This window comes from Vibrio sp. SCSIO 43132 (genome assembly GCF_019904195.1).
GTDB classification, from domain to species: domain Bacteria; phylum Pseudomonadota; class Gammaproteobacteria; order Enterobacterales; family Vibrionaceae; genus Vibrio; species Vibrio nigripulchritudo.
The window spans coordinates 1,515,113-1,539,549 of sequence record NZ_CP063199.1 but is presented as its reverse complement, the minus strand read 5'-3'; the positions used below and the strand labels follow the sequence as shown (position 1 = coordinate 1,539,549).

At 46.7% G+C, this 24,437-nt stretch carries 21 protein-coding genes; 12 read left to right on the top strand and 9 right to left on the bottom strand.

Annotation, left to right across the window (positions count from 1 at the left end; translation table 11 throughout):
- Positions 1–6: 6 nt before the first annotated feature.
- From INR79_RS06910 to INR79_RS06895, 4 genes are read left to right on the top strand one after another with little or no spacing between them, the layout of a single operon-like run.
- Positions 7–744: an SDR family NAD(P)-dependent oxidoreductase gene (locus INR79_RS06910; RefSeq protein WP_223096545.1), complete on the top strand. Its 738-nt coding sequence runs from the start codon at positions 7–9 to the stop codon at positions 742–744.
- 36 nt (positions 745–780) lie between these two features.
- Positions 781–1,449, top strand: coding sequence for a 4'-phosphopantetheinyl transferase family protein (locus tag INR79_RS06905; protein WP_223096544.1), 669 nt, complete (start codon positions 781–783; stop codon positions 1,447–1,449).
- Between the two features lie 31 nt (positions 1,450–1,480).
- Positions 1,481–1,936 (top strand): GNAT family N-acetyltransferase, encoded by a 456-nt coding sequence (locus tag INR79_RS06900; protein ID WP_022550269.1) that lies wholly within the window; start codon positions 1,481–1,483, stop codon positions 1,934–1,936.
- A 30-nt stretch (positions 1,937–1,966) separates the two neighbouring features.
- On the top strand, positions 1,967–2,698 hold the full coding sequence (locus INR79_RS06895) for an SDR family oxidoreductase (RefSeq protein ID WP_223096543.1): 732 nt from the start codon (positions 1,967–1,969) through the stop codon (positions 2,696–2,698).
- Between the two features lie 56 nt (positions 2,699–2,754).
- Here INR79_RS06895 and INR79_RS06890 read toward each other — a convergent pair whose 3' ends face one another.
- Entirely contained in the window at positions 2,755–3,141 is a 387-nt protein-coding gene (locus INR79_RS06890) for a hypothetical protein (RefSeq protein ID WP_004403387.1), read from the bottom strand.
- 347 nt (positions 3,142–3,488) lie between these two features.
- Positions 3,489–5,819, bottom strand: a complete 2,331-nt coding sequence (locus INR79_RS06885) for a helicase-related protein (protein WP_223096542.1) — start codon at positions 5,817–5,819, stop codon at positions 3,489–3,491.
- A gap of 276 nt (positions 5,820–6,095) precedes the next feature.
- Here INR79_RS06885 and INR79_RS06880 point away from each other — a divergent pair, with 276 nt between their 5' ends.
- From INR79_RS06880 to INR79_RS06870, 3 genes are all read left to right on the top strand, one after another.
- Positions 6,096–7,784: an NAD-dependent malic enzyme gene (locus INR79_RS06880; protein WP_022589510.1), complete on the top strand. Its 1,689-nt coding sequence runs from the start codon at positions 6,096–6,098 to the stop codon at positions 7,782–7,784.
- 122 nt (positions 7,785–7,906) lie between these two features.
- Complete coding sequence (locus tag INR79_RS06875; RefSeq protein WP_004402448.1) at positions 7,907–8,230, top strand: DUF3392 domain-containing protein; 324 nt, start codon at positions 7,907–7,909, stop codon at positions 8,228–8,230.
- Positions 8,231–8,243: 13 nt separating this feature from the next.
- Complete coding sequence (locus INR79_RS06870) at positions 8,244–8,984, top strand: vancomycin high temperature exclusion protein (protein ID WP_223096541.1); 741 nt, start codon at positions 8,244–8,246, stop codon at positions 8,982–8,984.
- 39 nt (positions 8,985–9,023) lie between these two features.
- Here INR79_RS06870 and INR79_RS06865 read toward each other — a convergent pair whose 3' ends face one another.
- Entirely contained in the window at positions 9,024–10,319 is a 1,296-nt protein-coding gene (locus tag INR79_RS06865; protein WP_223096971.1) for a GGDEF domain-containing protein, read from the bottom strand.
- A 353-nt stretch (positions 10,320–10,672) separates the two neighbouring features.
- Between INR79_RS06865 and INR79_RS06860 the strand changes: the two genes are divergently transcribed.
- Entirely contained in the window at positions 10,673–11,497 is an 825-nt protein-coding gene (locus tag INR79_RS06860; RefSeq protein WP_223096540.1) for a DUF2797 domain-containing protein, read from the top strand.
- Between the two features lie 26 nt (positions 11,498–11,523).
- Here INR79_RS06860 and INR79_RS06855 read toward each other — a convergent pair whose 3' ends face one another.
- Both INR79_RS06855 and INR79_RS06850 read right to left on the bottom strand, forming a co-directional pair.
- Positions 11,524–12,756, bottom strand: coding sequence for a cysteine desulfurase-like protein (locus INR79_RS06855; RefSeq protein ID WP_223096539.1), 1,233 nt, complete (start codon positions 12,754–12,756; stop codon positions 11,524–11,526).
- Positions 12,746–13,393 carry a 2OG-Fe dioxygenase family protein gene (locus INR79_RS06850; RefSeq protein ID WP_223096538.1) on the bottom strand — a complete coding sequence of 216 codons (648 nt, stop codon included), beginning with the start codon at positions 13,391–13,393 and terminating at the stop codon, positions 12,746–12,748. The genes INR79_RS06855 and INR79_RS06850 overlap by 11 nt, the downstream gene beginning before the upstream one ends.
- A gap of 365 nt (positions 13,394–13,758) precedes the next feature.
- Here INR79_RS06850 and INR79_RS06845 point away from each other — a divergent pair, with 365 nt between their 5' ends.
- The 4 genes from INR79_RS06845 to cydC all read left to right on the top strand — a co-directional run bounded on the left by INR79_RS06845 (position 13,759) and on the right by cydC (position 20,281).
- Positions 13,759–15,474: a hypothetical protein gene (locus INR79_RS06845; protein WP_223096536.1), complete on the top strand. Its 1,716-nt coding sequence runs from the start codon at positions 13,759–13,761 to the stop codon at positions 15,472–15,474.
- A 215-nt stretch (positions 15,475–15,689) separates the two neighbouring features.
- On the top strand, positions 15,690–16,646 hold the full coding sequence (gene trxB, locus INR79_RS06840; protein WP_223096534.1) for a thioredoxin-disulfide reductase: 957 nt from the start codon (positions 15,690–15,692) through the stop codon (positions 16,644–16,646).
- A gap of 142 nt (positions 16,647–16,788) precedes the next feature.
- Positions 16,789–18,570, top strand: a complete 1,782-nt coding sequence (gene cydD, locus INR79_RS06835; RefSeq protein WP_223096532.1) for a heme ABC transporter permease/ATP-binding protein CydD — start codon at positions 16,789–16,791, stop codon at positions 18,568–18,570.
- The gene (gene cydC, locus INR79_RS06830; RefSeq protein ID WP_223096530.1) at positions 18,563–20,281 is read left to right on the top strand and encodes a heme ABC transporter ATP-binding protein/permease CydC; all 1,719 of its coding nucleotides are present in this window, start codon (positions 18,563–18,565) and stop codon (positions 20,279–20,281) included. Before cydD ends, cydC begins: the two co-directional genes overlap by 8 nt.
- Positions 20,282–20,332: 51 nt before the next feature.
- On the opposite strand, the gene INR79_RS06825 is transcribed toward cydC, so the two are convergent.
- The 4 genes from INR79_RS06825 to INR79_RS06810 form a co-directional block, all read right to left on the bottom strand.
- A complete protein-coding gene (locus INR79_RS06825) occupies positions 20,333–21,253 on the bottom strand; it encodes an ABC transporter substrate-binding protein (protein WP_223096528.1) in 921 nt (306 codons plus the stop codon).
- 92 nt (positions 21,254–21,345) lie between these two features.
- A complete protein-coding gene (locus INR79_RS06820; RefSeq protein WP_004408201.1) occupies positions 21,346–22,125 on the bottom strand; it encodes an ATP-binding cassette domain-containing protein in 780 nt (259 codons plus the stop codon).
- Positions 22,122–23,198: an ABC transporter permease gene (locus INR79_RS06815; RefSeq protein WP_262415389.1), complete on the bottom strand. Its 1,077-nt coding sequence runs from the start codon at positions 23,196–23,198 to the stop codon at positions 22,122–22,124. Before INR79_RS06815 ends, INR79_RS06820 begins: the two co-directional genes overlap by 4 nt.
- A gap of 73 nt (positions 23,199–23,271) precedes the next feature.
- Entirely contained in the window at positions 23,272–24,291 is a 1,020-nt protein-coding gene (locus tag INR79_RS06810) for a sugar ABC transporter substrate-binding protein (RefSeq protein ID WP_022550254.1), read from the bottom strand.
- Between the last annotated feature and the right edge of the window lie 146 nt (positions 24,292–24,437).

The following is a 24,437-nucleotide window of genomic DNA, read 5'->3' as shown; positions in this document are numbered from 1 at the left end:
GTTGAAATGAAAACCATTTTAATCACAGGAGCAGGAAAAGGAATCGGTGCAGCCATCGCCGAGCATTTTGCTCAAAAGGACTTTGCGGTGTACCTGAACGTACGAACGCTAACACCAGAAGTGGAAGCCAAAGTGGCAAAGTTACAAGCCAATGGTGCCGTCATCATCCCGCTGGTTTTTGATATCAATAATCCAGAGCAAACAGAAAAGGCACTGGCTAGCATCAACCACCTGGATGTGCTTGTTAATAACGCGGGTATTTTGCGAGACAACCTTATTCCTCAGATATCTCAGGAAGACTGGCAAGCGGTTATCTCGACAAACTTTCATGCAGCTCAGGCAATGTTTGACCAATGCGTACCACTGATGGAAAAGTCCGCGTCACCTTGTATTATCAACTTGGGCAGCATTTCAGGGGTTCGACCGCGAGCAGGGCAAGGCGCATATGCTGTCGCTAAAGCGATGATCATCGAATGGACTAAACAACTTGGGTTGCAGCCACCAGCGACATTGCCAAATTTAGTCAGCTACGCGATCTCTCCAGGACCCGTTGCCACAGAGATGATAAGGCAAGCTCCATGGTATAAACAGAAAGGTGCGTTTGACCGGATCCCACTCAAAAGATTCGCCGAACCGGAAGAAGTCGCTCAGCTTGCGTTTACACTTGCAACACAGCGCCCTTTCAAAAGTGGCGACAATTTGGTTTTGGATGGCGGATTCATACAAACCACCAAAACGGCATAGTTGTTCAAATTCATGCCGAATTCCAAGACTATCGGAATGGAACAACCGCAACCAGATGAAGCTCATGTCTGGTTGTGGCTTCCTTCTCAGAGCTGGGTGTCCCAGCACTTAGATGACTTATCCGATTCAGAACGAACCCAATATGAGCTCAAACCCGATAAAAGCCGCTGGCAATTTGCATCCAGTAAGCTTTTCCAGCGACATGTTCTGTCCTTATACACTGGGCTGTCACCCAAAGCGCACCAAATAAGTAAAAGCACTTACGGAAAACCCTTTCTGGAAGGCTATGACCTTAAATTTAACGCATCTCACAGCCAGAAAATCATGGTTGTTGGGATTACCTGTCGCTGTGAGATAGGTATTGATATCGCAGTCCATAACCATGCATCTCGCTGGAAAAAACGCGCAAATCATATCCTTCATAAAACAGAAGTGGCGAAGGATTCCACTGAGTTCTATAACTTATGGGCTTTAAAGGAATCGTTACTCAAGGCAACGGGAGACGGTCTGGTTCATGGTTGCCATCATTTAGCCCTTCAACCATACGCGGAGGAGAATTCGGTTCTGAAATCATTCCGAAGCTCGCTTGAAGGCTGGCACAGTTATCTTCTTGAGCCACCAACGCGACACGCGAGTCTGGCTTTGTCATCCAGTAAGTCATTGACGCGAGTGCGTATTATGTGCTTTGTTACCAACTCAAATTAGATTTAATTTCGCTGTATAAGGATAGTAAAAAGTGGAAATCAAAATCGACCTTCTGGATGGACAAGAGATCGTCGCCCTGCTCAATGAACATTTGGAAGACATGTACGCCACTTCCCCGCCAGAAAGCGTTCACGCACTGGATCTGGACGCATTAAAAAAGCCAGACATCACATTTTGGTCAGCATGGGATGAAGGAGAACTGCTCGGCTGTGCTGCACTAAAGCAGTTGGATGCAACTCATGCCGAAATCAAATCCATGAGAACAGCGCGCACTGCCAGAAATCGAGGCGTCGCCTCTCAACTTTTAAAGCATGTATTGAACGTGGCAAAAGAGAGAAACTATTCAAGGCTCAGTCTGGAAACAGGGTCAATGGAATTTTTCAAACCTGCACGTACTTTGTATGAAAAGCATGGATTTGAGTACTGCCCTCCCTTCGCAGATTACCAGCCAGATCCTAACAGTGAGTTTATGACCAAAAAGCTATAGTTCTGAACGAGTTCAACGTTAGGAGTAAATATGAACAACGTCGTGATTGTGACCGGAGGAAGCAGAGGAATTGGGAAAGCAACATCCCTACTGCTCGCCTCTAGAGGGTATAAAGTGTGTGTGAACTTCAGAACCCGTTCAGAAGAAGCAGAAGAGACCGTCCGGTCAATTGAAGAGAAAGGTGGTACAGCCATTGCCTGTCAGGCAGATGTTTCCGTCGAAAGTGATGTGATTCGCTTGTTTGATACCACAGAGCAAGCACTCGGTAAACTGACACATTTGGTGAATAATGCGGGTGCGTTATTTACTCAGTCCCGACTCGTCGATATGGAACTCGAACGATTTAACAAGGTGATGGCTGCCAACGCCACCAGTTGTTTTTTATGTTGTCGGGAAGCCGTTAAGCGCATGACCGATGGCGGGGCAATTGTTAACGTATCTTCTGCTGCTTCAAGGTTAGGCGCACCTTTTGAGTATGTCGATTACGCCGCATCAAAAGGCGCAGTAGATTCAATAACGAAAGGTTTATCTCTGGAAGTAGCAGCTCAGAACATTCGGGTTAATGCGGTGAGACCGGGGTTGATTTACACCGATATTCATACTGATGGTGGCGAACCGGGACGAGTTGACCGGGTGGCACCTTCATTACCAATGCAAAGAGGCGGAACACCGGAAGAAGTAGCAAATGCGATTGCTTGGTTACTCTCAGACGAAGCTTCCTATGTGACTGGCTCTTTCACCGAAATTGCGGGTGGACGCTAGGGTCTAACATCTACCTAAATTACCCAATAAAAAAGCGAGCCATTGGCTCGCTTTTTCTACACCGTTTCCAATTCAATCAGAAACTCATCTTCCTGTAGGTCTGTAATTTTAGCGTGACCTTTTTTCCCGATATTCACTTTCTGATCCGGTTCTAGCTCGTAAGGCATGATCAATGTAATTTTACCGATGCCCTCTGCTCTGGCGAGCTTCACCAATCGAATAAGGTTGGTTTCATCACTGTTCTGTGCAGATAAAGAAGTCAACGCCTGATCCCAAATCCGGTCCTGAGGCGACTGAAGCTGATTCAGACTGTCTTTCCAGACCACTCCAAAAATGGGCGCAAAAGATTGCATGGCTTCGATAAAAGTCCATTTTCTCCGGCAAACCACACCTAAAAATGTGGTGTAGTCGAACACAATATCTGCCGTTTCTTGTTTATCCATGATGCCCCCCGACACTAAGAATACTAAAACATGCAAATTGATTTCACGCTTCATGGGTCGATTTAACCATAGAAGCGGCTTATTACCCAAGTAACCTCAAGAGGCTTGGGCAGACAACAAAAGACGCTTACCAAGCGAAAACTAAACGTCTTTACCAACTGACATAGATCGAGTTGGCTCTAACATCACTATCAACCACAAATCTACATATATCAATATGATATAAAACAATCATCTGTTATAGCTATATTTCCTTAGAAAAGGCTATAAAAAAGTAGGGTTATTTACAACATATGAACATAGTTGAAATGATTGTGATACGGGGGTTCACCAGTTTTGGACCAAAGCTAGTTTTTAATATCCACGACCCGGCTGGCTTTGCGATACTGAACGCGCCAACCGCTCCATCTTGGCAATTCCCATCGCTTGGGGTCACCTTTACGTAAGCCTTGTGCGTATACGACATGGACGAGTTTTCTTGCCGCAAAGTATTCAACTGTCAGTTGCAAATCGCCAATATTCAGCCAGGTTGGAAATTCGCTGTCGAAATCTTCTCGTTCCCAATAGGGAATGCCTTCAAATGCTATGTCTTCCTGATCAAGCAACTCCATGTCTTCTAATGATTCAACACCAAGATCAGACAGTTGTTCAGTTAGCCAGCTTTCCGGGCTTTCAACTTCAAATGGTGACTCTGCTCTTCCTAACGCTTTATAGAGATTCCACGCATCAATATCAGCCCGAAGTTTGTCGGCGAATCCTTCCCAGATTTTTCCACTCAATATCGCATTGGTCACAGAAGCGAGCCCTTGTGGAACAGACAGCTTTTCGCAAATGGTTCTGCCCGCATATTGGTACTGAGAACGAATAAGAATTTCACCATCTTGCTCTAGGGTTTCGCCTTCTTCCCATTCTCCCAACTCTAGCTTTTCAATTTCTTTCAGCGCGAGTGGTAACATTATGGTCGCTAGATTGAGTGTCTGTTTCACCCCTCTGCCGGGAATACTGTGTTGATCAAGTACTACTGCGGCTTCTTCTTTATCGGGGAAACGGGAATCGCGACCGACTGTCAGCTCACTGTATCCATTCCCTAACGCCTGACGTCGCTTTTCCCGCCTGACAAAAACAAGCTCTGGATGTAAGCTGGCGATCCCGGAAGTAAACTCGGCTATGTTGAAGCGTGAGGCAACATCTAGATCGGGAAGAGAAAGCGCCTCTCTCATCTGCCTAGCCAAGGCTTGTGCTTCGGAAAGTACTTGCTGATCCACAGTCAATGCATCGCATTGTTCTCCACGAATCAGCTTGATTAGCGTTAGGGCATCACAGCCTCTTGGCTCCCATTGATCCAGCTTTTCTCTTTTTTCTTCACCATCTGGCAGTTTGAAAAGCCTTGCTGGGGTACAAAGGACAGCACTAAGATCGACCATGGCTTCCCTTAACGCCTTGGTTGGCAAACGAGTCAGCAAATCGGCATACAAGGCATCAATGGGTAACGGATAGAGTATTTTTCCATGTTCTGTAATGGCGTGGCTTGCATCAATAGCGCCCATTTTCTGCAATCTTTCTGTTGCCTGATGCACGGATTTCTCTGGCAACTCATCCAGAAACTCAAGTTTGGAAATGGGATAACCACAGCTGGCACTCGCAAGCATGGCTTCCGTCAGTTCTTCTCGATGAAGTTCTGGTGGGGTGACGATTTCAAGAGGTGCGTGCTCGCCATAAAGACGAATACAGATGCCATCCTGAACACGCCCCGCGCGACCCGCTCGCTGCTTGGCGCTTGCTTTAGATATGTTCTTTAAGCTGAGTACGGTTCGACCGTTGCGCTGCATAGTGCGTCGTTCTAGCCCGGCGTCAATAACGGCAGAGATATTTGGAATGGTCAGTGACGTTTCAGCAACATTGGTTGCCAGCACCACCTTTTGCTGTGTTTGCTGATTCAGTGCTAGGCTGCGCTGGGTATCGGAGACCGAAGCGTGAAGTGGAACGACCAACACATTCTCTAGTTGAGACAAAGCTTGCTGGCACTGGGTGATTTCCTTTCTGCCTGGCAGAAATACCAGAATGTCTCCCGCTACGTCTTCAAGGCAATGTAGTACTTCATTTTTTACTTTTTGCTCCAGACCTCGAATGTCTGGCAAGTGTCGGCTATCCATTGCCCGATGACCAATCGCCACAGAGTAAACTCTGCCATCAGCCTTCAATCGCTTTCCGCCGATGTAATCCACCAGCTTCTGCGATTCAAGTGTGGCCGATGTGATGACAAGACGGTGCTGATTTTCTTTCTTTAAAATGGAAACCAGCAAGTCGGTGTCCCATCGACGTTCATGGAACTCATCGACCATTACGATATCAAAATCGCAGAGTTTGTTTTCTGAATACCACCTCAATGCCACTCCTGGCGTCACAAACACAACTTTGGTGGACTCGTTAAAGTGCGCCTGTAATTTGATGGCGTAGCCAATTTTATCTCCTAATGGACTGCCATCTTCACTTGCCAAGAATTCAGCGAGAGACGTGCAGGCAATACGACGAGGCTCAACCACCAAAACCCTGCCCTTCTCGGCACTCCAAAGAGGCAGACGCGTTGATTTACCAGAACCTGTTTCCGCCTCCACAACGAGATGATGATGAGAAATTAAAGCGTCAAATTCGTTTTTTATGGAATCAATTGGGAGCATCGGAGACATTTTTATGAAGGGCTAATAACTGAAGCGAGAGTATATACCCAAATCAAACACGTCAATGGCTTATGCAAATCTACACTCAGTCGTTTTAAACAAACCATTCACAAACTTGTCACAAAGCTCACTTTCGTCCTTAAAAAGGTCCTGAAGCAGTACAATGTTCAAAGTATGGGGAATTTCTTAGCGTTTTAAAGAAGTTCGGTTTACAACAATGTAACCTAACCGCTATCATTTCAGTCTATGCCCGACACTTGTCTTACCGAGTCATTAATGAATAACGATAAACGCCCTTTATATATCCCGTTAGCGGGACCAGCCCTACTCAGTACACCACTTTTAAACAAAGGCAGTGCCTTTACCGCAGAAGAAAGAAGCTCGTTCAACCTTGAAGGTTTGTTGCCAGAATCTACAGAAACCATTCAGGAACAGGTAGACCGCGCTTACCAGCAGTATAAAAATTTCGAAAGTGATATGGATAAGCACATATACCTGCGCAATATCCAGGACACCAACGAAACCCTATTCTACCGTCTGGTTCAGAACCACATCAGCGAGATGATGCCTATCATCTATACACCAACGGTTGGTGCGGCATGTGAAAACTTCTCAAACATTTACCGTCGTGGTCGCGGGATCTTTATTTCTTACCCAAACAGAGACCGAATTGACGACCTGATTAACAACGCCACCAACCACAATGTTAAAGTCATCGTAGTAACCGATGGTGAGCGAATTCTTGGCTTGGGCGATCAGGGCATCGGAGGCATGGGGATTCCTATCGGTAAGCTGGCGCTTTACACCGCATGTGGTGGTATCAGCCCTGCTTATACACTTCCAATCGTTCTGGATGTAGGCACCAACAACCCGCAGCGCCTTGCAGACCCAATGTACATGGGTTGGCGACACCCTCGCATTACTGGTGCGGAATACAACGCTTTTGTTGAAGAATTCATGCAGGCGGTTCAGCGCCGCTGGCCGGATGCACTTATCCAGTTTGAAGATTTTGCACAGAAGAACGCAATGCCGCTACTCGAGCGTTATAAAGATCGCGTTTGCTGCTTTAATGATGATATTCAGGGCACCGCTGCGGTCACTGTAGGTTCTCTGATTGCTGCATGTCATGCAGCGGGCAGCAAGCTTTCCGAACAGCGCATCACTTTCTTAGGTGCAGGTTCAGCGGGTTGCGGTATTGCCGAAGCCATTATTGCACAGATGGTATCTGAAGGGCTTTCAGACGAACAGGCGCGTTCTCAGGTATACATGGTTGACCGATGGGGTCTGTTGCAGGAAGGCATGCAGAACTTACTCGATTTCCAGAAAAAGCTGGTGCAGAAGCACGAGAACACCAAAGGCTGGGAATCGGATGATGCTGGTTTCTCACTGCTGGAAGTGGTGAAGAATGCAAAACCAACCGTACTCATTGGTGTATCTGGTGCGCCGGGGCTGTTTAGCAAAGAAGTAATTCAGGCAATGCACGCCAACTGCGAACGCCCAATTGTCTTCCCTCTTTCTAACCCAACCAGCCGTGTAGAAGCGACACCAAACGACATCATTCGCTGGACAGATGGTGCTGCGCTGGTAGCAACGGGAAGCCCGTTTGATCCAGTTATCCATGATGGCAAAACGTTCGAAATTGCTCAGTGTAATAACAGCTACATCTTCCCAGGCATTGGTCTGGGCGTGCTGGCTGTTTCCGCTTCACGCGTTACAGACGAAATGCTGATGGAATCCAGCCGTGCGCTTGCAGAATGTTCACCACTTGCTCAGCAAGGTACTGGTGCTCTGTTACCACCACTGGAAGAAATTCATCGTGTTTCTAAACGCATCGCCTTTGCGGTTGGTAAAAAGGCAATCGAACAAGGTGTGGCACTGGAGATTACAGACGAGACACTGGAGAAAGCCATTGACCAGCATTTCTGGCAACCAGTTTACCGTCGATACAAGCGCACTGCATTCTAAAGCAGGAGTATCTGACCAGTTTGTGCGCGCTTTGCACAAACATTCGGTACAAATGCACGTTTCATTCAGAAAAGCCCTAAATGGGCTTTTCTTTTTAGGATGAAACCGTAAGATTAGTGGTTATGTTAGAGATACTTACACCACTTGGAACCAAGCTCGTTCCCTACCTGCCAGAAATATCCACAGCCGTTGTTGCCTGTGGTCTGGTGGTCTTTGGTTCAGACATCAACCGTACGTTAAGACGTGTTCTCGCCGGGCATCATTTCATCGTTAGAACCTTTGCATTCATTCTAATCAATGCCTTTGGTTTCGGTCTGTTCATTGTAAAAGTCTCCCCTATGCTCTCTGACTGGTTGAAGCAGATTGATCGCAGTTGGCTGGTACTGGGTTTGCTCCTGTGGTTTACTTTGGTAGGCATCTGGGCTCAACGAAATCGGCAGGTTTAATGTTGGAAGTAGTATGCTGAAATTGTCATCTTTTCCCAAAGTCTGGCTTTGGTTAAAAAAAGCATTATTGATTGCTTTCGTGTCTGCATTCACTCTATCGGTCGCGTTGATTCTGGTGGATCGCTGGGTCAGTTGGCAAACTCAGGACAAAATATATTACGAAGCCGAGTCCCTTCCTGATCATGATGTAGCCATGGTACTTGGCACCAGCAAATACATCGGCAAAAAACTGAATGACTTTTATACCAACCGCATTTCAACCGCTATTCAGTTGTTTCAGGATAACAAAGTCACCTCCTACCTTCTGAGCGGAGACAATGCACATCGCTCTTATAATGAACCTTGGACAATGAAGCGTGATTTGCTTAAAGCGGGTGTACCAGAAGATGCTATCTATCTGGATTATGCGGGCTTTCGTACATTGGATTCAGTGGTGAGAGCCAAAGAGATTTTTGAAGCGGATGACTTCATCATCATCACTCAGGCTTTCCATTGTGAACGGGCACTCTATATCGCTGATTACCACGATATCAATGCCGTTTGTCTTGCGGTTCCCGGTCCTGAAGGAACATCTGGCTGGTTTGTTCGCCTGCGAGAAGTACTGGCAAGAGCCAACGCGCTGGTCGATCTTTACATCATTGATAAGCAGCCTAAATTCCTTGGACCTAAGGTGCCTATCGAGAACATTGAAGGTCCACAGAAACCCAGTGAGAGCATATCAGGTGGAACATCTACAGATGCAGATACAGAATGAGCCAGCATTGCTGGCTCATTTATTAAGTTAACCTATCTGTCAGCGACAATGTACTTCCACCCTGTCTCTGCCTAAATGTTTCGCCTGATAAAGCGCTTCATCTGCTCTTGCCATGGTTTCCGTCATGCGCTCATCTCGCATTTCTGCCACTCCTGCACTGCATGTCAGTTCTTCCCCATGCAGCCAAGTGTGTTCCTTAACACTGACCCGAATACGCTCGGCAATTTCCTGCGCTTGTTCAAGCGAAGTATCACGACAAAACACAATGAACTCTTCCCCACCCCAGCGAACCAGATGGTCTCCTGGGCGAATCATAGAGCTTACCACCAGAACGAATTCTTTGAGTATGTCGTCACCAATCTGATGCCCATAGGTATCGTTGATTTTCTTAAAGTGGTCGATATCTAAGTAAATCATCGACAAAGCATCAAGACCATCTTCTGCTTGCTTGGCAGCGTCATCCAACCAGTTTCGAACAGAATGGCGGTTTCTCGCACCAGTAAGTGCATCTACCTGTGCCATTTCTGCAAAGCGACTGTTTTGTTGACGCAAACGGTCATTCACCGCTTTCAAGTGTAAGTGCCTTGAGTTGGCCTGGCTAATTACGTGACGACTGCGGTTGTGATCAAACACAAAGTAAACCCCACCCAACATCGCCCAGATCAGAACCAATGTCAGCATCAACAATTCGCCGTCAACAAAACGACCTTCAAATTCAATGCTATTAATGACAATGTCACGCGTTCCCAATGTCGATCGCGATCCAGTCGCGATCTCAAAAAGGACAACGTTACTGAACTCTGGAGCGGCATGAGGAATATCGATATCCAGATCTGCCAGCCACCAGGTCATTACCTGAAAGTTTTTCATCGGAATCACAACTTCGCCCTGACCAATGCCGGGGGCATACTCAAGCCCGTTGTACTTTATCGAGTACTCATTGTCAGAGTTAGAATACGCTGAGTTAAAGTTGCGAAGATAAACTCTTAATCTGCCTTCTGGGTCGTCGGTATGGTAATCAATATTAAGCCTAACTGTATGATAGTTAGATAAATTGATTCCCTTCGAAATATCATCAGAAAGCTGAATTGAAACAGAGCAGTACGGCCATGCGTACTCACTTTGCTTTAAATTACATTGAAGAGACGCGCGAGAGCCTTCAACCGACAGGTTTGTATCTGTTTTTCCGCCAGACTGCCTGTCATCTGCGGGTATAAACTCAAACTGCTGTGGCGAAATAACAAGGCGCTGTGTATCCCCAAATTGGTAATAAAGCGTTATTACCGTCAATGTACCAAACAACAACACCAAGAAAACCTTTTGTATCAAGCTCAATTGATGTTTTCTACTCATGCTATACCTCAATCTACAAACGTAGAAACTAGCAAAATGGAACTAAAATCACACTATAGTGCATATGTGTAACATACCATAACCAAGCCATTTCGCACACTATTTGTATGTTCATTCAAGAGAAAATACGTAAAAAAAGATGACGGGCTTTATAAATCAGTCACAAAGAAGAAATGTTTACCAAATAGCTCAACTATGCCAGTGCGTAAAATTTGCTAAAATATCAATTACACTGATTTCCAAGCGATAAAATTGAGCCAGCAAGAGCTCTTTACACCGCTTGACGCAATAAAAACAACGAATACGCCATAAGTGCGTAGAAAACGAGTAATGTCATGTCTATAAAAACTACAGGCACTCTGAGAAAGCTTGCATCCGAGCTCTCAGAAGGTGTCGACTACTTCCTGCCAATTGGTAACGAGCGTGTGGGTCTAAACACCTTTATAGGTCAGCCGATCACCCTGACTCATACGGGCAACATCTTTTGCAGCTCCTGTGGCAAAAAAACCAAGAAAAGCTATTCGCAAGGTCACTGTTTTGTTTGCATGAAGAAACTGGCTAGTTGCGATATGTGCATTATGAAGCCGGAAACTTGTCATTATGAGCAAGGCACGTGTCGAGAGCCTGAATGGGCCGATGAAAATTGCATGGTTGACCACTATGTCTACTTATCTAACACCTCCAGTTTAAAGGTAGGCATCACCCGACACACTCAAATTCCAACTCGTTGGGTTGATCAGGGTGCGACTCAGGGGCTCCCCATCTTTAAGGTGAAGAATCGTCATATTTCCGGGTTAATTGAAGTCGCTTTAGCAAAGCATGTGGCAGACAAAACCAACTGGCGAACTCTGCTAAAAGGAGATGGAGAGCCAATGGCATTAGAAGGGTTGGCGAAACAGCTAATGCCTCATGCAGAGGAAGTCATCTCTGAAATCAAAGCAAAATATGGTGAAGACTCAGTGACACCATTAGTTGAAGATATAACGGAGATTCAGTATCCCGTTACCGAGCACCCTACAAAAATTGTATCGCACAACTTTGATAAAAACCCGGAAGTAACAGGGGTGCTTAAAGGCATTAAAGGTCAGTATTTAATTCTGGATACAGGTGTCATCAACGTCAGAAAGTTCACTTCATATGAAGTAACGTTTGAAGGTTAAATGAAAGGAGAGCTAAGCTCTCCTTTTTAGTTGTTGACGAGGGATTCAAGAGCCTCAAACAAATAGTCTATTTCCTGAAAAGTGTTGTAATGCATCAATCCAATTCGCACTACGCCGCCACTTTCTTCCAGTCCCAGTTGGCGAATCAGACCCAAAGCGTAAAAGTGCCCGTTCCAGACACAGATGTTCTGCTCTCCCAACGCTGAAGCTACGGCTTCAGGCGGAATCCCATCAAGACGAATAGCAAACGTAGGCGTTCTGTCGTTTGAAGCACGGTCAATGCCATAGAGTGTGGCGCTGGGTAAATCTGACAGTTTTTTCAGGAAGTACTCGGACAATACCTGCTCATGGCGAGCATACTGGGAGTAACTTTCCACCAATCTTTCTCTTAATGATTTCTCTTCCGAGCCCCACTGCGATAGGTATTCCAAGGTTTGATTGAATCCGGCTATAGCTTCAAAGCTCTGAGTTCCTGTTTCAAACCGACCGGGACCGACATTCGTTGCAGGCTCAACTTTGTAAGGAACCAGAGTTTCTACCCACTTTGGCGATACATAGGCGATCCCGAGATGAGGACCGAAAAATTTGTACACACTGCAAGCCAAGAAATCACAACCCAGATCCTGAACATCAATCAGGTGGTGGGGGGCATAGTGAACGGCGTCAATATACACCAATGCGTCAACCTGTTTAGCCAGTTCAATAACCGACTTCACATCCACAATAGATCCTGTCGTATTCGAGGCGTAAGCCACCGCAACAAGACGCGTTTTATCAGTCAAAAGTTCCTTAAAGTGAGCCATATCCAAGGTACAGTCTTCTTCATTTACCCGAACTTGCTTAACCGTTACGCCTTTATCCTGCGCAGCTTGTTGCCAGCTGGACACATTGGAGTAATGATCCAATGCCGTTACGATGATTTCATCCCCTGCTTGCCATTCTCGACTAATCGCTCGGCTGAGTTGGAAAGTCAGTGACGTCATGTTGGGACCAAAGACAATGTTGTTTCCAGATTCGGCATTCAGAAACTGCGCAGCCCCTTCCCTGCCTTGCTGCATCATCGAGGTGGTGATTTCGCTTGAAAAGAACTTTCCACCCAGATTGGAGTTGAAATGACCTAGATATCGGGTCATCTCATCCAATACGGATTGAGGAACCTGACTCCCTCCGGGACCATCCAGAAAGCTTACCGGTTTGTCATTGTGAAGCTGGCTCAGAGCTGGAAACTGGGCTCTCGCGCTTTCGACATTAAACGTCATGACTCGATTCCGTCGCGGTTAACACAAACACATCCATATGACCTTCGTTGTCTCGAATCACTGAACGAATTGGCTGGGCGTTATGCCAGAGTTTATGGTCATCCAGCATAGCGACTTCACCATTTTGCAGCACCTTTCTAAAAAACGGCGCTTCATGGTTGTCTTGGTACAGCATGATTTCGCCGCCAACAATGTTATGACGGTCAATACCGACAATCGCAATATGGTCGAAACCATCCTGATGCACACCCTCTGGTGCTACCGGCGTCTCTTCGTAAACAGTCGCAATTCTGATCTGATGGATCTCTATCTCCTGCCCCTCTGGTAAGCTGTTGGCATCAACAAATACCTGACACAGCTCAAGCATCGCATCACTCTCTAGGATTCGGTTTTCAATCGGCTCAAATTGACGAATAACGTCACCCTGAAAATGATTAATGTCCTCAGATTGAACGAAACTATGACGATTTACTTCCGTTAATCTGTTTTGTTGGAACTGAACCACTGAGTAACGGCGCAATCTATATTTGCCGTCCGCGTGACTTGTGTTAGGGAGAGAATCAAAAGATGGAGATAATTGTGCTATCGCAGCATGGCTGAGCTGCGTTAACTGCAAAGTGCTTTCATGCGAAATCATTTAGGACTCCTGAGAATTACAGATACATATTTTTCACATATTCATTACATTTAGATTTACCCATATATCCTGCAAGATCAACTTTAATTAATTAATTATATTGATAAAGAGTCAATTTAAGCATTAAAATCCAAAAATCAAACAAATACCAGTCTTTAAGGCTGGTTTTTCGATCTCACAAATGTTAAAACCAAAACTCTTCACTACCAGAACTTGTAACATCTTGATTTAAATGGATTTAAACGTGAAAATAGTGACCCAGTTCTTATCTGTAGGAACTGATTCGACTTTATGCAATCATCTGATTGTTATTTAGATCAATAAGTTCTATTCTCGAACGCTATATTTATAACAGGAGTAGGCTAGTGAATAAGTTAGTCATTGCTGCAGGTATTGTGGCAGTTGGAGCTGGTGGATATTTTTATACTCAGCAGCAGGCATCTCAAAGCGTTTCAATTCTCGATCAAATTCCAGCAGATTCTGCAATCGTAGGTGTTCCGCTGAAACCTGTACAGTTGGACAAGTTTCTTGGTTCTGTCGACACCTTCCCGACCATTGATGAGTTCATGGAACTGTCGCAAACCGATCCTGAGCGCATGACTAACCGCGAAACCTTCTTCTATGCGTTGGCTGAAACTTACATAAAATCGATTGAGAGCGTCGAGGCTTACAAAGCAGCTTTCGGCGCACCTGATATGATCAACAGCTACATCTACATGGTGGGTATTGCACCTGTCATGAAGTTTGATGTCGAAAACGAACAGGCTTTCTGGGCGACGTTCGACAAAGCTGAATCAAGCAGCAATTTCAAGCACACAGCTAAGAAAATCGGCGATGTATCTTACCGCTCGTACAGCATTGCGGATGAAGATGGTCAGACTAAGCTGGAGCTGGTTGTAGCCGTTCATCAGGGAATGGCGACGCTAACTCTGGACTCAGCAGATTTCGGCGAGCTTAGCCCGCTTAAAATTGCTCTAGGTATCGAAGCACCTACGCAATCTATCGCTCAGGCTGAAACCATCAAGCAACTTATTGCTAAACACCCGAACCTAAGTGACGAGTCTGTTGGTTACTTTGATCATCAGCAACTGGTTACTGGCTTCACTACAACGGATGGCAACCTACTTGCTAAGCATGTGGCAAAAATCAGTGAGTTGGTGAAAGCTGACGACCCATCTGCGATTAATCCGTTTGCAGAAATTCAGACTGAACAGTGTAAAACTGAGTTTGCTGGCATTGCGGCGAACTGGCCTCGCACCGTATTTGGAGCGACAGTGAATGATGGTGGTCTGACAATGGACGCTAAGTTTGTTGTCGAGAGCAACAACAAAGTCATTCTGGATGCACTGAAAACTATTCGTGGTTTCATCCCAAGCAGCGCACAAGATAGCGCACTATCATTCGGGTTAGGTATTGATGTAAACAACCTGACTCCTGCACTGAATGCCATCTGGCAGGACAGCCTTTCCGTACAATACTCATGTGCACCACTGGCAGAAATGCAAGCGGGTCTTAGTCAGGCAAACCCTGCAATGGTCGGTATGGCAACAGGTTTTGTTAATGGTTTGAAAGGCATCAGCTTTAACTTGTTCGATTACGGTTTCGGTGAGACTGAATACGGTGAAGAACTGAATAAGCTAGACGCATCAGTCTCTATTTCGTCAGACAACCCAGTCGCGCTTTTCCAAGCTGCACAAATGATGGAACCGTCACTGGCTCAAGTTCAGATCCCAGCAGATGGCACACCAGTCGAGTTGCCACCTCAGTTAGCTGCACAGTTTGCTGACATCGGTACTGTTTACGTTGCCTCGAAAGGTAGCCACCTGACAATTTACACTGGTGAAACAGCAACAAAAGAGTCCACCAAACTGTTTGACCAAACGCTTGAAGCGAACGGTCTGTACAGCATCTACTTTGATTATGGCAAGTTGTTTAAGCCATTTGTCGATATGGTAGAACGCAGCGGTGAACCTGTTCCTGCAGAGCTTGAACCATTCATTCAAGATGATGTAAAAGGCGACGTTAAGATGGACGTAACCGATAAAGGCATCGTTTTCGAAATGAACAATGTCACTTACTAACCGACATTTTTCTGAATAATGAACAAGAAACCACCAATTTTTGGTGGTTTCTTTTTTGGCTCTTATAAAACAACACCGCAGACCAGTCAGAAGCGGGATCTACGTTCTAAACTATAACCATTTAATTGCTTTAACTGCGTTGCATTTCCTTTCTTTCGTCCCCACTATTTTTTACAATCTAGCCAAAATATTATTATTCAAATTTCGGAGTCCAAATGAGCGACGTAAAGCACTGTAGTCTTCTAATTCTCGGTTCTGGTCCTGCGGGTTACACCGCGGCTGTATACGCTGCCCGAGCAAATCTAAATCCGGTTCTTGTTACTGGCATGCAGCAAGGTGGTCAGCTAACCACAACGACTGAAGTAGAGAACTGGCCAGGCGATGCAGAAGGCTTGACTGGACCAGGTTTGATGGAACGAATGAAAGAACATGCTGAACGTTTTGAGACCGAAATTTTGTTCGATCACATCAATGAAGTAGATTTCAGTAACCGTCCTTTCCGCCTGAAAGGTGATTCTGGCGAATACACCTGTGATTCACTCATCATCTCTACTGGCGCATCGGCAAAATACCTTGGTCTTGAATCTGAAGAAGCGTTTAAAGGTCGCGGTGTATCAGCATGTGCTACATGTGATGGATTCTTCTATCGCAACCAGAAAGTAGCCGTAATCGGTGGTGGTAACACTGCGGTTGAAGAAGCACTTTACCTTTCTAATATTGCTTCTGAAGTACACCTGATTCACCGCCGTGATTCGTTCCGCGCAGAAAAAATCCTAGTGAAGCGCCTGATGGATAAAGTCGAGAACGGCAATATTGTTCTTCACACGGATCGTACTCTGGACGAGGTACTCGGTGACGACATGGGTGTAACTGGTGTTCGCATCAAAGATACTCAGTCTGACAACACGGAAGAGCTGAACGTAATGGGCGTCTTCGTTGCTATCGGTCACCAGCCAAACACTGGCATGTTTGAAGGTCAGCTAGACATGAAAGACGGCTACATTGTCGTAAGATCAGGTCTTGAAGGTAATGCTACACAAACGAGCATTCCTGGCATTTTCGCTGCGGGAGACGTGATGGATAACAACTACCGTCAAGCCATCACTTCTGCTGGTACAGGCTGTATGGCAGCTTTGGATGCAGAAAAATTCCTAGATGGTCTGACTGACTAATGAATCTCTAGTTTTGATGAAAAATCCGGCACAAATGCCGGATTTTTTATTTTTATTTTTCCCACTTCACTCCGTAATCCTGCACAAGCTGATATAATCTCCCCCCACAAAACATAATGATTTGAATTTAAAGTCTTCTTCCATGGACAAACATAAGCAGCGCGCCTTAAATAAATGGCTCAAGCAGCAAAGCAAACTCGCCAAACGCTGGTTAATGATTACCGTCAGTCTGGGCGTCGTTTCCAGCCTGTTTCTTCTTGTTCAAGCCGCTTTACTGGCTTCGATTCTTCACCAACTAATTATTGAAAACGTCGACAAATACGACCTGATACCGCATTTCGCTGGTTTAGCAGGAGCCGTGGTTGGACGCGCCATTTGCAGCTGGGGGCGTGAACTCGCCGGTTACCGCTGCGGAGAGCAAATTCGTGTTTACGTACGCCAACTGATCCTAGACCGCTTACGCGAGCTTGGTCCTGCGTATGTTAAAGGCAAGCCTGCTGGTACATGGGCAACATTGCTACTGGAGCAGGTAGAAAATCTTCAGGACTTTTTCGCTCGATACCTTCCTCAGGTGTCGCTGTCTGTACTTGTCCCATTTGTTATTCTCGCCGTGGTTTTCCCGACCAACTGGGCAGCAGGTTTAATTTTCCTGATTACTGCACCGTTAGTACCTTTATTTATGGCATTGGTTGGCATGAAAGCCGCCGATGCTAACCGCAAAAACTTCAAAGCATTGCAAAGACTTTCGGGGCATTTCTATGACCGTTTGCAGGCAATGACCACAATCCGTCTTTTTGACCGTGCAAAGTCAGAGACTGAGGTTATGCGAGGTGCTTCTGAGGTACTTCGCTCCCGAACGATGGACGTGTTAAGAGTTGCGTTTCTGTCTTCCGCTGTTCTTGAGTTCTTTACGTCGCTCTCCATCGCCATCACCGCGGTATATTTTGGTTTCGCCTTTATCGGTGAACTGAACTTCGGCTATTACGGCGCGACCATTACCCTTTTCTCTGGTCTTTTCATCCTAATCCTAGCTCCGGAGTTTTATCAGCCTCTTCGCGACTTGGGCACCTTCTATCACGCAAAAGCACAAGCGATGGGCGCGGCTGAAAGCTTAGTAGAGTTTTTGGAAACCGATGTCGACAAAATCACATCAGGCAGTCAGCCTGTTGAGGCTAACGCACCAATCTCCATAGCGGTGAAAGACCTGAAAGTATTCAGCCCTGAAGGCAGCCAGTTACTTGGTCCTGTTTCTTTCAATCTTGATACTAACCAGACCACAGCCATTGTGGGTCCTAGCGGTGCAGGTAAAACCAGCCTGATTAATGCGATTTTGGGCTTTTTGCCTTATGAAGGTCGCATCGAAATCAATGGGACTGACATGAAAGAAGTCGACCTGGAAAGTTGGCGTAAAACCATCAGTTGGGTGGGTCAGAACCCGCTACTACTCAATGGCTCCATTCTGGAGAACGTGACATTCGGTCGAGATGTTTCCAACGACGAATTGACTCACGCGCTAAAAGACAGCTATGCAGATGAATTTGTTGATCAACACGGCCTTGAATACATGGTCAGTGACCGCTCTGGCGGCTTGTCTGTTGGTCAGGCACAACGCTTGGCACTTGCACGTGCAATGTTGCAAAACGGTCAGTTCTGGATTCTCGACGAACCGACGGCAAGTCTGGATGCACGAAGTGAAAAGCTCGTATTGGCAGGTTTGGAAAGCCGAATTGCAGAGAAGACAACGTTAATGATTACCCATCAGCTTTCTCCTTTGAAAGACGTAGACAACATTCTCGTGATGGAGAATGGGTTGATTGCCGAACAAGGAAACTTTGAACACTTGAAAGCGCAAAACGGGCTCTTTGCCGAGATGCTGAAGTCACACCAAGAATCACAAAATGATAAGGGGAATCTGGATGCGTGATTTACTGCCTTATCTAAAGCTTTATAAGAAACACTGGTTTGGACTGTCTCTTGGCATGTTGCTGGCGTTTGCCACACTGTTCGCATCCATAGGTCTTCTGACTCTTTCTGGCTGGTTTATCGCCGCTTCTGCTGTCGCAGGTTTAACCATTGCGCGTGAAACCTTCAACTACATGTTACCCGGAGCCTTTGTCCGCGGTTTTGCTATGAGCCGAACGGCAGGTCGCTGGGGAGAGCGTGTGGTCAGCCACAACGCGACTTTCAAGCTACTGACTGATTTACGTATTTTCTTTTATGAAAAACTCACCCCTCTTATCCCAGGTAAAGTCGCTAACATTCGTGATGCAGACCTTCTAAACCGTTTGGTTGCCGACATCGACGCTATGGATCACGTCTACCTGAGACTGATCAGCCCACTGGTTGTGAGTGTACTGGGTATTGCATCCCTCACTCTTTTCCTGTGCTGGTTTGACCCGGTGCTGGGGCTGACGCTAGGTGGAATTCTTTTAGCTCTTGTTCTTATTTGGCCTGTGATCTTCTACAAGCTGGGCAAACTGAATGGACAGCAACTGACGCTGAATAAATCTGAACTTCGAATTGCAACGCTGGACTGGCTTCAAGGACACTCTGAACTGGTGCTGTTTGGTGTGGAATCGCGCTACCGTGACAACATCGACAGCAAGCAATCCGCGTTAATGGAAAATCAGGCTAAACACGCGCGCATAACTGGCTTGGCAAGCAGCCTGCTGATGTTAGCCAGTGGTTTAACCTTGGTTCTGATGCTCTGGATCGCAGCCGATGGCGTGGGCGGTCGAGCGCCAGATCCTTTCATCGCGATGATCGCTTTCGCCACTATGGCAAGCTTTGAAATTCTGATGCCTGTCGCGGGTGCATTCCAGTATCTGGGTCAGACGGTAACGTCTGCTCGTCGACTGAACGAAATCATTCACGCAGATCCTGAAGTTCAATTTGTTACCAATGAAACACCTCAACCTGACAAGTTTGATATCCAGCTTTCTGATGTCACCTTTGGATACGAAGCGGATGCACCTGTTCTGAATAATCTGGATCTGCACGTCGGGCACGGGCAAAAAGTAGCGATTGTCGGTCAGACCGGTTCTGGAAAATCGACCCTTTTGCAGTTGGTAACGCGAATTTGGGATGCGCAGTCTGGTCAGGTTGCCATTGGTGGTCGCGATGTAAAGCAGTGGAGTGAAAGTGCTCTTCGTACCTCTACTTCGGTCGTCAGCCAACGTGTCGACGTTCTCAACGGCTCACTCAGGGATAATCTCACCATTGCATTGCCAGATGCGGAAGACGCTCAGCTGATTGATGTTCTTGAGCAGGTTGGATTATCCAAACTGAATGAAGACAAAGGGCTGGATACCTGGTTAGGTGAAGGCGGTCGTCAACTTTCTGGAGGAGAAAAGCGCCGAATCGGCATTGCTCGTGCGGTGCTGCGTCAGTCGCCTATTGTATTGATGGATGAGCCGACAGAAGGTTTGGACAAGCAGACCGAACAGCAGATGATGCAGTTGTTTGATAAACATTTCAGCGATAAGACAGTTATCTTCATCACGCACCGCTTGGTTGGGTTGGAGAAAATGGATCTGGTTTGTCTGATGGAACAAGGTCAGTTTATTGAAACGGGCAGCCACGCGGATCTGATTCGCGAACAGGGTCGCTACTATCAACTCTGCCAGACGCTTTAGTCAGTAAAACTGTAGTGTAAAAGCCAGAGCCAACAAAGCTCTGGCTTTTTTCTACCAGCGCGAAAACTGATGGTAATTGGATACGTCGATGAATTCGGGCTTAATCAATACCAGCTCTCTTTCAACTTTTCCGCCGTTCAGCAGACCCAAACCAATTTGTACTGCTTCCCTACTCATTCGCTTAGGAAATTGCGCTGATGTACCCAACCAGTTAGGGCGCTTTTCCTCCAAAGCCTGAATAGCGGAAGGCGCACCATCGACCGAAGCGATCCAGACTTGCTCACCGGACTGAAGCATCGCCTGTTCAGCGCCCAAAGCCGTCGGGTCATTGATCGCGAAAACGCCATCGATGTCACTGTAAGCCTGAAGCGCGTATGCCATGGCTTCCAAGCCGCCGTTATAGCTGCCCGTTCCATTGATGTCTGCGTCCAATAAATTGATGTCTGGGTAGTCATTTAGCACCGACTTACACCCCGCCACTCTGTCGAGACTGGCTGACACGGGTGGACCGTTAATGATGATCACCCTGCCCTTTTCATTCAGCTTCTTCACTAATTTTAGGCACGCCATTTCTCCAGCCTGAATGTTGTCGGTAGTAATAGTGACATCAGCACCCGTTGCCCTTACATCGACCGCAATCACTCGGATGCCAGCCCTTCTCGCCTTATTCACAGCCGGAGCGATTCCCTGCTCATCAGATGCTACCAGCAATATCAAATCCACCTTGCGCTCAATAAACAGATCGATCTGCTGGTTCTGACGATCTAAGTCGTACGCGCTGGAGCGGACAATCACATCGATCTTTTTATCAGGTATCTGGTTGGCTTCTGCCTTAATGCTTTTCACCATAGTGACAAAAAACGGATTGGTCAGATCAGACACGGACACTCCGATTGAATAATCGGAACTCGCGGATGCGCGACCGTTAATCAGGAAAAGCAGGAAAACAACACACAACACAGATTTGTACATAGAAGAAACCTTATCCTTATATAGCTGGTTACCTATACAGAGTAATCGCTGTCCGATCTGGCTGCAAACTAGGCGACATAGAACCCCCTTTATCAAGCGGCAGTACCTGCTGTTCCCGGTTCCACCGCCCCCGTCATGATCGCCACCGCATCCGACATTGTATGAGTCTTTGGCGTGATGATGTCGGCTCGCTTGCCCAAGCGATGAACGTGAATTCGATCAGCAACTTCAAAGACATGAGGCATGTTGTGACTAATCAGTACCACAGGCAAACCTCTGTCCCTCACCTGCCGGATCAGGTCGAGCACTTTTCTTGATTCTTTCACACCCAATGCCGCTGTAGGCTCATCCATGATCACAACTTTACTGCCAAACAAAGCAGAGCGAGCCACTGCCACCCCCTGCCTTTGACCGCCAGATAGCGTTTCTACAGTTTGAGTAATGTTCTGAATGGTCATCAACCCGAGATCGGCAAGTTGCTGCTTTGCACGCTCATTCATGGCTTTTTTATCCAGCATTCGAAAAACCGAACCTAACACCCCTTCTCGGCGGATTTCACGACCGAGAAATAGGTTATCGGAGATATTCAAAGCGGGTGCGACAGCAAGGTTCTGATACACCGTCTCTATCCCCATGTCTCTAGCACTCATGGGAGTTTTGAAAGACACCGTTTTGCCGTCTAGCTTAATCTCCCCTGCATCCGGTATCAGCGCGCCTGAAAGCGCTTTAATCAAACTGGATTTACCTGCGCCGTTGTCACCGATAACAGCCAGAATTTCCCCTTTGTACAAATCAAAGTCTGCGCCATCTAAAGCGGTAACCCGACCGTAACGTTTAACCAGACCTCTTGCCTGCAATACTGGTTCACTCATACTGATACCTTCCTAATCCAGTGGTCGACACCCACAGCAACGATGATTAATAACCCGACGGTAAACTCCTGCCAAAGCACGTCTACCCCTAAAAGTGCGAGACCATTTCTGAATACTCCGACAATTAAAGCGCCAATCAGGGTGCCAAATATGGACCCTCGCCCTCCAAACAAACTTGTTCCACCAATGACAACGGCGGTAATGGAGTCCAGGTTAGCGGTGTAGCCTGCCTGCGGGCTGATGGAGCCAATTCGTCCGATCAATACCCAGGCTCCGATAGCACAGATGAAACCCGCAACGACATAGACCGACAGCAAGATCTTTTGCGTTCGTATGCCTGCTAACCTTGCGGCGTCTGGATCATCACCTGTGGCATAGACGTGTCGACCCCATGCCGTCCAGTTAAGGGCATACCAAATCACTGCAAACAGTAAGATCATCAAAATAGAGCCGTAGGTGATTCTGGCACCAAAGAACTCGATGGTTTCTCCCATCCACTGAAGCAACGGGGCGTTTTTAGCGATGGCTTGAGAACGTATCGTCTGGCTATTGAAATACCAGAGATTCAGCGCAAAAAAGATGTTCCACGTACCAAGTGTTGCAATGAACGGGGGCAGTTTGAACCGAGACACCAGCAGACCGTTAATCAAACCTGCGAGCGTCCCGACCAGCATTCCAATGGCAAACGCGATAGACGGTGGCAGCCCAAAATCCATTGCCATACGCCCCATGACAACAGAGCATAAAACCATAATGGCACCGACCGATAAGTCGATCCCTGCAGTCAGGATAATAAGAGTCTGTGCAATACCCAACACACCAATGATGGTGACCTGCTGGAGAATCAAAGACATGTTAAATGGATGAAGAAATCGCTCTCCGATGAGGAAGCTGAATATTGTGACCGCGAGAATGAGCACCAGAAAAGGTGCGGCAGTCGGCTGATTGTGCAAAAAGCGCTGCACAGACAAACCCACAGATGCCGATTCATTGAACTGGGCAAAACTTTTGTCTGCGTTACGTTCGGCGGCTTTTTCAAAATTGGGCTCGGTCGAAGAAGGGGGTTGGCTCATAGTGTTGTCCTTAACTCTAATCTGAGAGAGCCAAAGGCTCTCTCAGGTAATCACTTGGTTCTTTCCTCAGACATTAGCCCCAGCACTTACCAAGACCTTGCGCAGAAGTTGATGATTCAACACCGTTAACTGGCTCATCCGTGATCAGTTCAACCCCTGTGTCAAAGAAGCCTTTACCCGGAGTCGCGCCCGGTTTTACGCCCGATTTAGCATACTCAGCAATCGCTTCAACACCGAGCGAAGCCATTTTCAACGGGAACTGCATGGAAGTGGCACCAATGACTTTATCTTTGATGTTTTCCACACCTGGGCAGCCTCCATCAACGGAAACTAATAGGACGTCTTTTTCTTTACCCACCGCTTTAAGTGCTTCATAAGCCCCTGCCGCCGCAGGTTCATTGATGGTGTACACCACATTGATGCCCGGATCTTTTTGCAATAGGTTTTCCATTGCACGGCGACCGCCTTCTTCTGATCCCTGAGTAACATCGTTACCTACGATACGTGGGTCATCTTCGTCACGCATTTTGTTGGCGTCTTTCACATCGACCCCAAATCCTTTCAGGAAGCCCTGATTACGTGCAACGTCAACGGTGATGCCTGCGGTGCTGAGATCCAGCAAAGCAATTTTGGCATCTTTGGCTTTTGCGCCCATTTTTGCTTTCGCCCATTTCCCGATCAGTTCGCCTGCTAAGAAGTTATCCGTTGCGAATGTGGCATCCGCGACATTGGCTGGAGAGAAAGGCGTATCAAGTGCAATAACCACAATACCCGCTTTACGTGCTCGCTCAATGGAAGGAGTTAATGCAACCGGATCACTCGCCACAATCAGAATGCCTTTAGCACCCGATGCAATCAGGTTTTCGACTGCCTGAATCTGTGAGTCGTTATCGCCATCGTAGCGACCAGCAAAAGAACGTAACTCAAGACCAAGCTCGTTCGCTTTCGATTCTGCCCCTTCTTTCATTTTTACAAAGAATGGGTTTGTGTTGGTTTTAGTGATAAGTCCGACGATGGTTTTGTCAGCAGACAGAGCGGATGGTGCGCTGAACATGGCAGCAGCCAGTGCTGCAACAGTGAACATCTTTTTCATGATTGATTCCCTTTATCGTTATGCCAAGGTGTTACCTTCCTTGGTCGGCTACCCAAAATTGAATTGGGAGAGACAAGAATCAAATGAAAAAACTAATGAATGATTTCAGAGTAAGGAAATCTCGTTAACAATTGTAATAAACAACT